Source organism: Acinetobacter sp. GFQ9D191M (assembly GCF_011174875.1).
Taxonomy (GTDB): Bacteria; Pseudomonadota; Gammaproteobacteria; order Pseudomonadales; family Moraxellaceae; genus Acinetobacter.
Window position 1 is genome coordinate 41,402 of the sequence record NZ_JAALGV010000067.1, and the last position, 13,937, is coordinate 55,338.

Annotated in this window: 15 protein-coding genes; 8 read left to right on the forward strand and 7 right to left on the reverse strand. The window is 41.1% G+C overall.

The annotated features are described in order from the left end of the window. Window positions 1–92 precede the first annotated feature (92 nt). The 4 genes from G5T77_RS10030 to G5T77_RS10045 all read left to right on the forward strand — a co-directional run bounded on the left by G5T77_RS10030 (window position 93) and on the right by G5T77_RS10045 (window position 3,806). Window positions 93–1,280, forward strand: coding sequence for a phosphoglycerate kinase (locus G5T77_RS10030; RefSeq protein ID WP_166136607.1), 1,188 nt, complete (start codon window positions 93–95; stop codon window positions 1,278–1,280). A gap of 149 nt (window positions 1,281–1,429) precedes the next feature. Next, complete coding sequence (locus G5T77_RS10035; RefSeq protein WP_166136611.1) at window positions 1,430–1,708, forward strand: hypothetical protein; 279 nt, start codon at window positions 1,430–1,432, stop codon at window positions 1,706–1,708. Between the two features lie 120 nt (window positions 1,709–1,828). Continuing rightward, a complete protein-coding gene (gene fba, locus G5T77_RS10040; RefSeq protein WP_104426189.1) occupies window positions 1,829–2,866 on the forward strand; it encodes a class II fructose-bisphosphate aldolase in 1,038 nt (345 codons plus the stop codon). Window positions 2,867–2,951: 85 nt separating this feature from the next. Beyond that, on the forward strand, window positions 2,952–3,806 hold the full coding sequence (locus G5T77_RS10045) for a DMT family transporter (protein ID WP_034702593.1): 855 nt from the start codon (window positions 2,952–2,954) through the stop codon (window positions 3,804–3,806). Here the strand turns inward: G5T77_RS10045 and G5T77_RS10050 are convergent. After that, a complete protein-coding gene (locus G5T77_RS10050) occupies window positions 3,769–3,996 on the reverse strand; it encodes a hypothetical protein (RefSeq protein WP_004786112.1) in 228 nt (75 codons plus the stop codon). The genes G5T77_RS10045 and G5T77_RS10050 overlap by 38 nt on opposite strands. Before the next feature lie 107 nt (window positions 3,997–4,103). After that, window positions 4,104–4,757, reverse strand: a complete 654-nt coding sequence (gene nfsB / locus G5T77_RS10055) for an oxygen-insensitive NAD(P)H nitroreductase (protein WP_166136614.1) — start codon at window positions 4,755–4,757, stop codon at window positions 4,104–4,106. A gap of 245 nt (window positions 4,758–5,002) precedes the next feature. Between nfsB and hpaI the strand changes: the two genes are divergently transcribed. Together hpaI and G5T77_RS10065 are read left to right on the forward strand one after the other, a co-directional pair. Further along, on the forward strand, window positions 5,003–5,797 hold the full coding sequence (gene hpaI / locus G5T77_RS10060; protein ID WP_125278322.1) for a 4-hydroxy-2-oxoheptanedioate aldolase: 795 nt from the start codon (window positions 5,003–5,005) through the stop codon (window positions 5,795–5,797). Between the two features lie 652 nt (window positions 5,798–6,449). Further along, on the forward strand, window positions 6,450–6,668 hold the full coding sequence (locus tag G5T77_RS10065; protein WP_004786100.1) for a hypothetical protein: 219 nt from the start codon (window positions 6,450–6,452) through the stop codon (window positions 6,666–6,668). A 37-nt stretch (window positions 6,669–6,705) separates the two neighbouring features. Here G5T77_RS10065 and G5T77_RS10070 read toward each other — a convergent pair whose 3' ends face one another. Both G5T77_RS10070 and G5T77_RS10075 read right to left on the reverse strand, forming a co-directional pair. After that, entirely contained in the window at window positions 6,706–7,431 is a 726-nt protein-coding gene (locus G5T77_RS10070) for a UDP-2,3-diacylglucosamine diphosphatase (RefSeq protein WP_166136617.1), read from the reverse strand. A gap of 154 nt (window positions 7,432–7,585) precedes the next feature. Next, entirely contained in the window at window positions 7,586–8,095 is a 510-nt protein-coding gene (locus tag G5T77_RS10075) for a peptidylprolyl isomerase (RefSeq protein WP_004786097.1), read from the reverse strand. 430 nt (window positions 8,096–8,525) lie between these two features. Here G5T77_RS10075 and G5T77_RS10080 point away from each other — a divergent pair, with 430 nt between their 5' ends. Together G5T77_RS10080 and G5T77_RS10085 are read left to right on the forward strand one after the other, a co-directional pair. After that, window positions 8,526–10,253 carry a glutamine--tRNA ligase/YqeY domain fusion protein gene (locus tag G5T77_RS10080; protein WP_166136620.1) on the forward strand — a complete coding sequence of 576 codons (1,728 nt, stop codon included), beginning with the start codon at window positions 8,526–8,528 and terminating at the stop codon, window positions 10,251–10,253. A gap of 66 nt (window positions 10,254–10,319) precedes the next feature. Beyond that, complete coding sequence (locus tag G5T77_RS10085) at window positions 10,320–11,231, forward strand: bestrophin family protein (protein ID WP_166136623.1); 912 nt, start codon at window positions 10,320–10,322, stop codon at window positions 11,229–11,231. A gap of 117 nt (window positions 11,232–11,348) precedes the next feature. Here the strand turns inward: G5T77_RS10085 and G5T77_RS10090 are convergent, their stop codons facing one another. The 3 genes from G5T77_RS10090 to trmA all read right to left on the reverse strand — a co-directional run bounded on the left by G5T77_RS10090 (window position 11,349) and on the right by trmA (window position 13,844). After that, the gene (locus tag G5T77_RS10090; protein ID WP_166136626.1) at window positions 11,349–11,912 is read right to left on the reverse strand and encodes a lecithin retinol acyltransferase family protein; all 564 of its coding nucleotides are present in this window, start codon (window positions 11,910–11,912) and stop codon (window positions 11,349–11,351) included. 382 nt (window positions 11,913–12,294) lie between these two features. Then, entirely contained in the window at window positions 12,295–12,519 is a 225-nt protein-coding gene (locus G5T77_RS10095; protein WP_004786091.1) for a hypothetical protein, read from the reverse strand. A gap of 242 nt (window positions 12,520–12,761) precedes the next feature. Next, a complete protein-coding gene (gene trmA, locus G5T77_RS10100) occupies window positions 12,762–13,844 on the reverse strand; it encodes a tRNA (uridine(54)-C5)-methyltransferase TrmA (protein ID WP_166136629.1) in 1,083 nt (360 codons plus the stop codon). Between the last annotated feature and the right edge of the window lie 93 nt (window positions 13,845–13,937).

Consider the following 13,937-nt stretch of genomic DNA (forward strand, 5'->3'; position numbering starts at 1 on the left):
ATTCATAATGTTTTCTGCAAAAGATGCTAACCTTTTTCTGCATAATCATTTAAAATCGCCTCGTTTTTAATATCTATAAAGAGAGCTCTACAATGAACTTTCAGCGTATGACTGACCTTGACCTGACGGGTAAACGTGTTCTGATCCGTGAAGATTTAAATGTACCGGTTAAAAATGGTGTAATCACTAGCGATGCGCGTCTACGTGCTGCATTACCAACAATTAAAGCTGCAGTAGAAAAGGGCGCGGCTGTCATGGTGTATTCACACCTTGGTCGTCCAGTTGAAGGTGAGCCGAAGGCTGAACAGTCTCTTGCGCCTGTAGCAGCTTATCTGACTGAAGCATTGGGTCAGGAAGTAAAACTTTTCACAGACTATCTGGATGGTGTTGAAGTTCAGCCGGGTCAAGTTGTTTTACTGGAAAACTGCCGCTTCAACGTAGGTGAAAAGAAAAACAATCCTGAACTTGCAGCAAAATATGCAGCGCTTTGTGACGTATTTGTGATGGATGCATTTGGTACTGCACACCGTGCAGAAGCATCAACTGAAGGTGTCGCTCGTTTAGCTAAAGTAGCAGCAGCAGGTCCTTTATTGGCAGCTGAGCTAGATGCTCTTGGCCGTGCATTGAAAACGCCTGAAAAACCAATGGTTGCGATCGTTGCAGGTTCTAAGGTTTCTACCAAGCTTGATGTTTTGACTTCATTATCTGATATCTGTGATCAATTGATTGTTGGTGGTGGTATAGCAAATACGTTCCTTGCAGCTGCTGGTTATAATGTAGGTAAATCACTATGTGAAAATGATCTGATCGATACAGCGAAAGCCATTGCAGCAAAAGTTTCAGTTCCACTTCCAACTGACGTTGTGGTTGCTGATGCATCTGATATTAACTTTGATGACTTCCTGGGTTCGTTGGCTGCGGCTAAAGCGACTGTGAAGAAAGTTGAAGATGTTGCTGATAATGACATGATCCTTGACGTTGGTCCAGAAACTGCAAAAGCATTTGCTGAAATCCTGAAAACATCTAAAACCATCCTTTGGAATGGTCCAGTCGGCGTATTCGAAGTAGATCAGTTCGGTGAAGGTACTAAAGCACTGTCTTTAGCAATTGCTGAATCTGAAGGCTTCTCGATTGCTGGTGGTGGCGATACTTTAGCTGCAATCGACAAATACGAAGTTGCTGACAAAATTGGCTACATCTCGACTGGTGGCGGTGCATTCCTTGAATTCGTTGAAGGCAAAACACTTCCTGCAGTTGCGGTATTGTTAGAACGTGCTTAATCGCATGTCCTAATGTAAAAAGCTGGCTTGATGCCAGCTTTTTTATTTTTATCGCTTATTTATTCCAGATCTGTTCATCACTGATTCATTAAAGTGCAATAAAGCTGTCATAAGATGCAGACAATAGAGTATGGAGATGAGATCTTTTGATGAAACAGCACCTCACTTTAGCTGCATTGCTGGCAGCATCTTTTATGTTTACTGCCTGTACCCAGCAGGAAAATACACCAGCCGAGGACGTAGAAAATACAACAGCTGTAAATGAAGAGTTCATTAGTCCGGAACAGCAGGCCGCAATTGATGCAATTGATAAACCGGTTCTGGATGAAAAAAATACAGATGTTCCAGCTGAAATTGCCAATGCACCTGCAGATGCTGCGACTGTAGATCAATCTGTATCAGGCGCTTCCGAGCCTATGACACCATAACTCAGACTATGCAAGTAAAAATCCCTGCTTTTGCAGGGATTTTTTATAAAATATTGTATTTTTTGGCTGTATTGCAATAGTTGAACATGTAGAATATGGCCCATTACCTGGGAGGATATTATGGCTCTTATTTCGATGCGCCAGCTCTTGGATCACGCCGGCGAACATGCTTACGGCGTACCAGCGTTTAACGTAAACAACTTAGAACAAATGCGCGCAATCATGCTCGCAGCAGATGCAACGAATTCACCTGTAATCGTGCAGGCATCTGCAGGTGCTCGCAAATATGCAGGTGCACCATTCTTACGTCACCTTATCTTGGCTGCAGTTGAAGAATGGCCACATATTCCAGTGGTAATGCACCAGGATCATGGTACTAGCCCTGACGTATGTCAACGTTCAATCCAGTTAGGCTTTACTTCAGTCATGATGGACGGCTCACTGGGTGAAGATGGTAAAACACCGACTTCATACGAATACAACGTTGATGTGACTCGCCGTACTGTACAAATGGCACACGCATGTGGCGTTTCAGTAGAAGGTGAAATCGGCTGTCTGGGTAGCCTTGAAACAGGTATGGCAGGCGAAGAAGATGGCGTAGGTGCTGAAGGCGTACTTGACCATTCTCAACTGCTAACTTCAGTTGAAGAAGCTCGTCAATTCGTTGCGGATACCAATGTTGACGCATTAGCTATTGCAGTAGGTACTTCACACGGTGCGTACAAGTTTACTCGTCCACCTACAGGCGATATTCTTGCAATTGACCGCATTAAAGAAATTCATGAAGCACTGCCAAATACTCACCTTGTAATGCATGGTTCTAGCTCTGTGCCACAAGAATGGCTGGCTGTGATTAACCAGTATGGCGGCGACATCAAAGAAACTTATGGTGTTCCTGTTGAGCAACTGGTTGAAGCGATCAAACACGGTGTTCGTAAAATCAACATCGATACTGACTTGCGTTTAGCGTCTACAGGTGCAATGCGCCGTATGATGGCTGAAAAACCAAGCGAATTCGATCCACGTAAATTCTTCAGCGCAACTGTAGATGCAATGAAGCAAATCTGTATCGACCGTTATGAAGCATTTGGTACTGCAGGTAATGCAGACAAGATTCGCCCAATCTCTTTAGAGAAAATGGTTGAGCGTTATAAATAATTCCTTGTGAATAATTTATAAGAAGAGCCCACAGCGAATGTGGGCTTTTTTATATTTAAATAAAGATGAAGAATAAGAGCAGCATATGGAACTGATTTTTATTGCAGCATTATGTAGTGTTGCAGTCTCGATACTCTTAAAAATTGCTAAAAATAGAGGCTTGAGCCCCATCCACATGATTAGCTGGAATTATGTCACAGCCAGCGTATTGTGTTTTTTCTGGTTCAAGCCAGACATCCAGCATATTTCCATGAGTCAGACTCCATGGCTACTGATTCTGGCGCTTGGCGTTTTATTGCCGAGCGTATTTCTATTTCTGGCCAAGTCATTACAGACAGCAGGAATCTTAAAAACTGAAATTGCCCAGCGATTATCGGTTGTACTATCACTGGCCGCTGCTTATTTCATTTTTCAGGAACAATTTAACCAGCTCAAGATGCTGGGTATTGTCTTAGGCATAAGTTCCGTACTGTGCATTCTATTCTCACACCGTCAGGCATCAGAAAGCTCCCGGCAGGGAATGTTTTTTCTGGGTCTGGTGTGGTTTGGTTATGCACTGATTGATGTCTTGTTGAAATATACCACCAGCCTTGGTCTACAATTTGCTGTGGCACTGAACTTGATGTTTATCTGCGCCATGATTCTGTCGATGATCTATCTGCTGCTGCAATATCGTCATCTGGGTTCTGGCAAGGATATTGGTTTCGGTCTGTTATTGGGTGCGTTGAACTTTGCCAATATTGCTTTTTACGTCAAAGCACACATGATGCTCAAAGATACGCCAGCGATTGTATTTGCGGGCATGAATATTCTGGTGGTGATTTTTGGTGTGATTGCAGGATTGCTCATCTTTAAAGAACGACTCAAACCTGCAAGTGTGATCGGGTTGATTCTAGGTGTGATTAGTGTTGTTTGCCTAGCATATGCAATGTCTGTTTAACATAGGAAGATGCAAATTCAAGCGGATAACGTAACAGGTCTTCTTTTTCAGCCCGTCCAAGCAATAAGCCTGCCTGTTTGCAGTCTGGACAATGCGGATAACGATGCTGGGCATTAGCATAGTGATGTAAATAGATCTTATCGCAGTGTTTGCATTCGAATTTTAAAGAGCTGGATGGTAAAACAGACATGGGTACCTCTAATTGTTATTCTAGTTGGATGTTTGGAGAATAAAGCAAAAATTAGGCCCAAATTGACAAGAAAAGGGGCACTAGACCCCTTTTATAACATAAAATGCTTACAGTTTGGTGAAAATATCTTCAGCTTGCAGACGGGATTTCGGTAATTTGGCATTGAAATCATTTTCACTGCGATAACCTAAAGTAAGCAGTACTGATGGAATCAGGCCCTGTTCAGCTAACTGTAATTCCTCACTCAGAATGTCTTCATCAAAACCACCGATCGGAGTGGCATCAATCCCTTCACTTCCTGCAGCTAATAGAATTTGTCCCAGCGCGATAAAGGTCTGGTTTTCTGCCCAGCGCTGAATATCACCTTTTTCATTACGATAATAATGTACATAGCCGGTACGGGTATTCTTTTGACCTTCTTTGGCGCTCTCATCTTTAAAACGACCACTGAGATCATCACGATTTAACAGATTGTCCAGATGTAACTCGTCAATATCGGCTTTGGTACAAAATAAAATGGTATGTGAAGAGTCCAGCACTTTGGGAGCATTGTAGGCATAAGTTCCAACTAGTGCTTTGGCAATACGCTGTTTAGCGGCATCATTGTCGGCAATAAAAAAATGCCAAGGCTGAATGTTAATCGAAGATGGCGTCAGGCGTAAGATTTCTAATAAACGTTCAAATTGTTCTGCTGGAACCTTCTTGTTAGGGTCATAAGCTTTAGTGGTATAACGGGTTTGAGCGATCTTGAGTAAATCCATTGATGGACTCCAATCTTTTGATAAGGCGTTTAGAAATATGCTTTAGGCATCTAGATTTTTCTGATCAAAAGATTATTACAATAAAAACATCATCGGCAAAGTTTATATTTATATAATCTTGAGTGAAATTTTATGAAAAACTAAGAGTTAAATCAGATAAAAAGCAAGCTTTTGTATATTGGCAGTTTCTGGTAACAGGAGTTTAATAAGAACTTCAGGCAATAGCATGCAAGATAGGTGGGCCGATGCAATATACCAATTACTTTAAACGTAAATTAAAGACGCAGCAGCAAATTGGCTTGTGGGTCGGACTGGCTGACGCGTATGGAACAGAAATTGCGGCAAATGCGGGCTATGACTGGCTCTTGATTGATGGTGAGCATGCCCCAAGCGATTTAAGAACAACGCTCTCTCAATTACAGAGTATCGCTGCTTATCCATCTCAAGCTGTAGTACGCCCACCAATCGGCAGTGTACAACTGATCAAGCAGTTACTCGATATTGGCGCACAGACCTTATTGATTCCTATGGTAGAAACTGTGGAGCAGGCCGAATTAATGGTCAAAGCAGTCCGTTATCCACCGGAAGGAATTCGTGGTGTGGGTGCTGCGCTGGCACGTGCGACACGCTGGAACAGTATCCCGAATTATTATCAGACTGCTCATGAAAATATCTGTTTGTTAATTCAGATTGAATCGGTGACAGGTCTGGAAAATCTGGATGAAATCCTCAAGATTGAGGGGATTGATGGTGTATTTATTGGGGCGGTAGATCTTTCAGCGACTATGGGTTATCAGGGGAATCCGAACCATCCTGAAGTACAAAAAGCAGTAGTAGACGCTATTCAGCGGATTCGTGCATCAGGTAAGGCTGCTGGGATTTTATCGACTCAGCATGAAGCTACCCAGAAATATCTGGCGCTTGGAACTGAGTTCGTTGCAGTAGGGGTTGATACCAGTGTTCTGATGAATTCGCTTCGTGAACTTTTGGCGAAATATAAACCTGATGCTGAAGTCATCAAGTCAGAAGGCGGTTATTGATTATAAAAATATCAGAGAGTCGTAAATTGTGGTTTCTCAATATTGATTACTTACATAGAAGATATTTTATAAAAGCTCTGATTTGTCAGAGCTTTTTTATTTACTTTAGCTATAGTAGTTTAAAAAATAAGATGGGTGGGATTGTAAAATGAAACCAGAAGAAATTGATATATTTTTTGAGCAGCAAAAACAGATCCATGAGCAAAAAAACAACAACGTTATCATTTAGGGCAACGTATCTTATTCGTCTTTAATGCTGACTTATACATTGCTTAGTGGATATCTGGCAGTTTTAAACTTTCTTGATTCAGGTGATTTGATCTCTGGCTTTAGTATCATGATGTTGATCGGTTTGTTTTATATGTTGAAATACTTCTTTACTGGACATTCAGATAGGCGAAAAAGCATCTGAAAAATACTACTCTTGACATATGTCATTACAATGTAATTTTGCTATTTGGTCAAAAAAGAGTTATAAGATAATTACTTTAAAGCGAATACTGTTTTCGCTGGTTTATTTTTAGCTGATTGTGATACACGAAAGACAGGTTTTCCTGTTAAAAAAACTCTAGCAAACCCAGAAATAAGATTTATTTTTAGTCTATAGCTCTCCTTGTTTAATCACAAAAAGCTCATATTATGAGTGAATATTTTGAAAAATTTAAATACATGGTCTATCGCGACCGCCATTAATGGTTGTGAAATTCAAGTCAAAGTTGTACCAATGCAACGTCAGCAAAATACCATCAATGGTATGATTATGGTCAATGTGGGCAAGATGATTGAACTTGAAAATGGTGAACAATATCCATTTAATCTGGATGGTAAAAGTTTCTATACTGGTTTTAACCAGTTATACCGTTTAAGTTAAATAAAATATAAAAAGCAACTACTCGCAGTTGCTTTTTTTATGGGTAATACCAGATTTTTAGCTGAATGTTATGAATATCAATATCCGAGCTGCCCAGCTCTAAAATCTCAGCATAATCAGCTTTCCAATCTCCTAAAACAATTCTTTTTTTACCATTTACATCATGGATTGCAGCGCGGTGAGTATGTCCATGAATCAGCACATCTGCTTCTTTGAGTGCTGCTTCTACCGCAGATGGGTTTACATCCATAACCTCATAGCTTTTCAATTGCTGTGCTTCATGGCTTTTCTTGCGGAAACCGTTGGCGAGTCTGGCTCGAAAGCTAAGAGGCATTTTTCTTAAAAAACCTAACATCCAGGGATGACGGATGATTTTTCTGAAACGTTGATAGGACACATCATCGGTACAGAGTGCATCGCCATGTTCGATCCGGTATCGGATCGAACCGATATTTAAACTGGTCATTTCAGGTAAAAGCTGTCCGGAAAATTGATTCAGAAAATCTTGGCCTAAGGCAAAGTCACGGTTACCGATGAGAAAATAGATCTGATTGCCGGCCTGGTTAAACTGTTTTAAAGCACTGACGATTTCATCCAGCCAGGGAGCAGTGTAGTCATCTCCAATCCAGGCATTGAACCAGTCGCCCAAAATATACAGTTGGGTATTTTTATGCTGATAAGCTGCCAATAAATCTAAAAACCCCCGAACGAGTCGAGGGTGATCAGGTGACAAATGTAAATCTGAGATAAACAGATAGGTCACGAATCTTTTCCTTATTTTTTAATCCCTCCCGACCTCCCTTTCTTGCGTTTCGTTTTAAAAGCAGTGCTTTAAAACTTACTCAGGGAGGAGAAAAACCATCTTTAAAAATGGTGGTTCCCTCCTTTATTAAAGGAGGGTTAGGGAGGATTTAAAATTACTCAGAAATGATTTTTGCAGATTCGATCACAACGTTCTCTAGAGGAACGTCAGCGTGGTAGCCACGGTTACCAGTGCGAACGCCTTTGATTGCATCAACAACGTCCATGCCTTCAACTACTTTACCAAATACGGCATAACCCCAACCTTGTGCAGTTTTACCAGTGTGGTTAAGGAAAGAGTTGTTTTTCACGTTAATGAAGAACTGAGCAGAAGCAGAGTGAGGTGCTTGAGTACGTGCCATTGCAATGGTGCCTACATCGTTGCTTAAACCGTTGTCAGCTTCGTTTTCAATCGCATCACGTGTTGCTTTTTCTTTGAAGTTTTCATCCATGCCGCCGCCCTGGATCATGAAACCATCAATAACGCGGTGGAAAATTACGCCGTCATAAAAACCGTCACGTACATATTGCAAGAAGTTAGCTACTGTTTTAGGTGCTTTTTCAGCGTTTAATTCAAGAACAATACGACCTTTATTGGTGTTTAATTCGACTTGAGGAAAACTCATTGTGTAATCTCCTAATCATGGACTAATGCCATGGTTTTTTCTGAATGAAGGAAGCATAAGCAAACTACAATCGACAAGGCAAGCAAAAACATAATTTTCTTTGTTAAAAACATAAAAATCGTATCTTATTTATGCATTGATTTACAAAGTCATTTCTTCTAGATCATGCGTCTTCATAAAGCTTGTCTGACCCTAAGAGCATGCACTGATCTGCTGGCTCAGTCAAAAGCGGATATTTTACGATTTGGTAAGCTATTGTATTTTCCAATTTGAAAATGAACGAATTGAAATCAAATACCTAAGTTAACGGTTGAGAGATCATTCACCTATAGTTAAACTAAAGAACCTTTATTTAGTGAATACAGTTAGACCGCGTGAGCTACTGCATATTCATTAATCCCTTTTTAACTTTAGAAGTGAATGATTAATCATGAAGCCAAATGATGTTGTGACGTCTCTGCCCGACAACCCGACCCAAAATAAGAATGCAGTCGATTCAGCGCAGCAGCAGGAACAACAACCAGGCTTAGACTTTGTACGTCAGGTGATTACTGACGATCTAGCAGCTGGCCGTACCCAGCAAGTGGTCACCCGTTTCCCGCCTGAACCAAATGGTTATTTGCATATTGGTCATGTAAAAGCAATCTGCCTGAACTTTGGTATTGCTGAAGAATTTGGTGGCCTGTGCAACCTGCGTTTTGATGATACCAACCCAGATGCAGAAGAGCAGGAATATGTGGATGGTATTGCCAATGATGTGAAATGGCTGGGCTTTCAGTGGAATGGTGAGCCACGCTATGCATCAAGCTATTTTGATCAGTTATATGCATGGGCAATTCAACTGATTGAACAGGGCGATGCCTATGTGGATCTGCAAACTCCGGAAGAGATCAAGCTGAACCGCGGTAACTTTGTAGAGCCAGGTAAAAACTCGCCACAACGCGATGCGACTGTGGAAGAAAACCTTGAGCGTTTCGAGAAAATGCGCACTGGTGAATATGCTGAAGGCGAAGCGGTATTGCGTGCCAAGATAGATATGAACTCGCCAAATGTGCATATGCGTGATCCAATCCTGTATCGTATTCTGCATTCTGCACATCACCAGACTGGCGATAAATGGAAAATTTATCCAATGTACGACTATGCGCATCCATTATCAGATGCGATTGAAGGCATTACGCACTCACTTTGTACACTGGAATTCCAAGATCACCGTCCATTCTATGACTGGATGGTGGAAAAAGTTAAATCGCCATCAGTTCCACGTCAGTACGAATCTAGCCGTCTGAATGTTGATTACACCATCACTTCTAAACGTAAGCTGCGCAAGCTGGTTGAAGGCGGTTATGTTAACGGGTGGGATGATCCACGTATGCCGACTGTTGTCGGTATGCGCCGTCGTGGTTTCACGCCTGAAGGTCTGCGTGATTTCTGTAAGCGTGTAGGAGTATCTAAAGTCGATGGCAGTATCGTTGATGTAGCAATGCTTGAATATTGCATCCGTCAATCTTTAGAAAATACTGCAGCTCGCGGTATGGCAGTATTGAATCCACTGAAAGTGACTTTAACCAATTTGCCAGCGGATATGGATCTGACTCATTCACGTCATCCAAACGTAGATATGGGCGAACGTATTATTCCGCTCACTTCAGAAATCTATATCGACCATAAAGACTTTGAAGAAGAGCCACCTAAAGGCTTCAAACGCCTAATCCCGGGTGGTGAAGTGCGTCTTCGTCATGCTTATGTCATCAAATGTGATGAAGTGATTAAAGATGCGAACGGTGAAGTGGTTGAATTGAAATGCTCAATCGATCCTGAAACTTTAGGTAAAAATCCTGAAGGCCGTAAAGTAAAAGGTGTAGTTCACTGGGTATCTGCAACCAAAGGTATTCCTGCCGAAGTTCGCATTTACGATCGTCTGTTCACTGAATCTGATCCAGAAACTGGTGATGACTTCCTGGCGAATCTGAACCCTGAATCATTGAAAGTGGTTCAAGCAGTTATTGAGCCTGCGCTGGCTGAGGCAAAACCGGAAGATCGTTTCCAGTTTGAACGTGAAGGCTATTTCGTAGCGGATCAATATGATCATTCAAGTGACAAACCAGTGTTCAACCGTATTCTAGATTTGAAAGACAGCTTTAAACCTGGCAAATAATTTAAGCTAAATCCCTAAAAAGCCCAACTCCGGTTGGGCTTTTTCAATCCTGGTAGGAAAGAATGAATGATTGTTCGTGATAAAAGTAATAGCTTTAGTCTGCTGTTTGCATGGCATGGCACAATTTTGCCTAAAGTTCTGCCTGCCTTGGGGCTGGTAATTTTTCTTTCAGGCTTGCTGGTCTATCTGCGTCAGGCGCATTTTTTTAGCTTTCCTGCAGTGCCGGCCATAGGCTTTACCATCTTCGGGGTGATTCTGTCGATTTTTCTCAGCTTTCGTAACACCGCCTGTTATGACCGTTGGTGGGAAGGGCGCAAGCTGTGGGGAGCGCTGATTGCTACGACACGTCATTTATGCCGTGATAGCTATGTCCTTGATGATCAGTCACGTGAAATCCTGTTGTATCGAATGATGCTGTTTACTCATTTATTACGTGACCGTTTGAGACAGAAGCAGCAAAGTATTCAGCATTACCAGGCCCACACTAATTTTGAAGTTGCTGCATTTGATCAATTGCCCACGCATATCAATGCATCACAATGGGTACTGGAACAAATCCAGAAAGATTTGGTTCTGCTCTATAAACAAGGCAAGATTACAGACATTATTTATAACAATCTGAATCAGCATACAGTGGCTTTAGGCGATATACAGGCGGGTTGTGACCGGATCCTGTCGACGCCGTTACCATTTTCCTATTCGGTGCTGTTGCATCGTGCTGTTTATTCTTTCTGTTTTATCCTGCCATTTAGTCTGGAAGCCAGTCTTGGTTTATGGACTCCGATTCTAGTCGGCCTGATTGCCTATATGCTGTTAGGGTTAGATGAACTGAGTGCGGAACTGGAAGAGCCTTTTGGATTTCAGGATAATGATCTGCCTTTAGACTCTATTGTAAGATTGATCGAACGTGAAACCCTGAGTTCTTTAGGACAAGAATTACCTGAAGCGATTAAAGCTAAAAAAGCTTATTTAACTTAGGTTTAAACTGATTTTATTGAAAAGCTAATCATTAAATAAATTAAATGAAAATCATCTTATTTTTAAATTATTTTTGAGTGGCTGGCTTAAAAATTTTAAAAGCAAGAAACTATGACCCTAGCGATGTTTTAAATGATTGCCAAGATCTGGGCTATTGTTTTTAACCTGCTTATGTAGCTCACGATATTGCTCTAAACGTTGTTTGGCCTTGTCACGTAGCTTTTTCTTGATATAGAGAGCTAGAGCGAAACAGGTGGTCGTCAAGGTCAGGAAAAGGCTATTCATAAAGCTCATCATGGAGCTGATATAACCGATCGTCGTCAGGCGATTCATCATCTGAATGACTTGTGGGCTGCTTTCTACACCAGTGATTGCCCAGGTACAGAGATGCTCACAATTATTAATAATCAGGTGATAGTTATTTTCATGCATTCTGGAACGCATACGGCGAACCACTTTACGGCCTTTATATTTTGCTGAAGCATAATACTGGATCTGAATCGGTTTGCCATTGCTGAATTTCTCAATTGAGGTGATTTCAATTGGATGCTTCTTAAATAAATGTGCAAAACCAGAATAGTGGATGACACGACCACGCCCGGCATAAATCCCGTGATGAGTATAACCGAAATGTTTAACCATAAGATGCGCACCTATGGGAAACCGTTTAGTTCGCTGCATGTAAAGATTAAGCCATTTAATAACAAGTGTATTTTAAACAGCAAGTGTACTGTTTTTTTGTGAATTAATCGATGTTTTAGGGTTCAATTCTATCCAGAATTCGTTGTCTAGACAGTCATCTTTAAATTTTTCGAACTTTATAAATGCTGTATGTGAACTGATTGAGGCAGATCTTAAACTATAATGTCTAAATAGCCTAAGCAAATATGAAAAGTCATTTATCTGCATATTTGAAAAGAAATAAAGATATAGACACTTAGGTTTAGATAGAAGGAGTAGGTTCCACCTGATTAAAAGCAAAGAAGGGTAGGCAAAAATCCAAATGATAGATATAAAAAAAGCATTTGCGTATGCAAATGCTTTTTATCAAGACCTAAGCTGCTTATTGCAGCGGCAGGTGCTGAAGTTCATTGAGTTCTTTACGGCTATAACCGCGAGAAGCTAGAACTTTTTTGATTCCGATAATGATATCTTCATCAGTTGCTTTAGACAGTGCTTCAAGGAGCTGTTCATTTGTCTTGCAAGAGCAATCATTTTCAACACAAGCAATCTGGTTCTTGTGTTCATTTTGTTGTTCATCTGAAAACAACTTCTGCCAGAAACTCATAGAGCCTTCATACACAACCTAACATAGGGTGAAATATATCCAATTTAATAAATAAAGCAATAGGACCTATGTGATAAAAGCAGCAGTCAGTATTTCAAATTTTCGATTGCAGAAGACATTTTGAACGATATTATTTGATTGAAACAAGATAATTCATAGGTAAGTTACTAATTTTATATATAAAAAATGGAGCTAACAAAAGCTCCATTTATGTAACAAAAAAATAAATTGAAACAATATTTTTAGCCTTTTTCCAGCAGTACTCCAGACTCTACATGGTGGGTATAAGGGAACTGATCGAACAGGGCAAACTTGGTAATTTTATGGGTTTGGGAAAGTTGTTTCAGATTGTCATATAATGTGTCTGGATTGCAAGAAATGTAAATAATTCGTTCAAAGCGTTGCAACAGTTTCAGTGTTTCATTATCAATCCCTGCCCGTGGTGGATCGACAAATACCGTATCGAAGTCATAAGTTGACAGATCGATATTGGCTTCTTGCAGACGGCGGAAAGTACGTTCACCATTAAAAGCTTGCGTAAATTCTTCAGCGGACAGACGCGCCACCTGAATATTCTCGATACCGTTCTGCTCGATATTCCATTCAGCCGCATACACAGATGACTTGGCCAATTCAGTTGCCAATGCACGACGGAAACGGGTAGACAATGGCAGGGTAAAGTTACCATTGCCACAATACAGCTCTAACAGATCTTTGTCAGATTGCTGCGCGGCATTACATGCCCATTCCAGCATTTTCTGGCAGACTTGCGCATTCGGCTGGGTGAAGCTGCTTTCGATCTGTTTGTACTGATATTTACGGTCAAATACAGTGAGTTCTTCTACGACAAACTCATCGCTCAAGACAAATTTCTGGCCACGGCTACGACCAATCAGCTTGATCTTCAATTTTTCAGCCAGTGCTTTAGCTGCAGGTTCCCAGCTTTCATCCAGTTTACGGTGATAGATCAGGGAAACCAGTACTTCACCTTTTAGTGTTGCTAGAAAGTGGACTTCAAATAGGCGGTGGCCTAGAGTTGCATCGGCTTTGAAGGCTTCTAGCAATTGCGGCATTAAGTCATTAATACTGCGGTCAGCCACAGGGAATTCATCAATACGGATCACTTTCTTGTTATTGTTCTCATCACGTTCAAACATGGCATAGAACAGGTCATCTTCAGTATGCCAGATCCGGAATTCAGCACGCATGCGATAGTACTGTTCAGGCGACTCAAATACTTCAAGGGCAGGTGGTTGATATTCGGCAAATTGCGCGCTAATGCGTTCAACTTTGGCATCCAGTTGTTGCTGATAAGATGAGGTCATATGCAGTAAAAAATCGCAAATATTTTGAAAGCCAAGATGGTAGCAAAAATTTGCTGTTCTGCCTAAGGCTATTCAGGGAAACAGGCTGGAAAA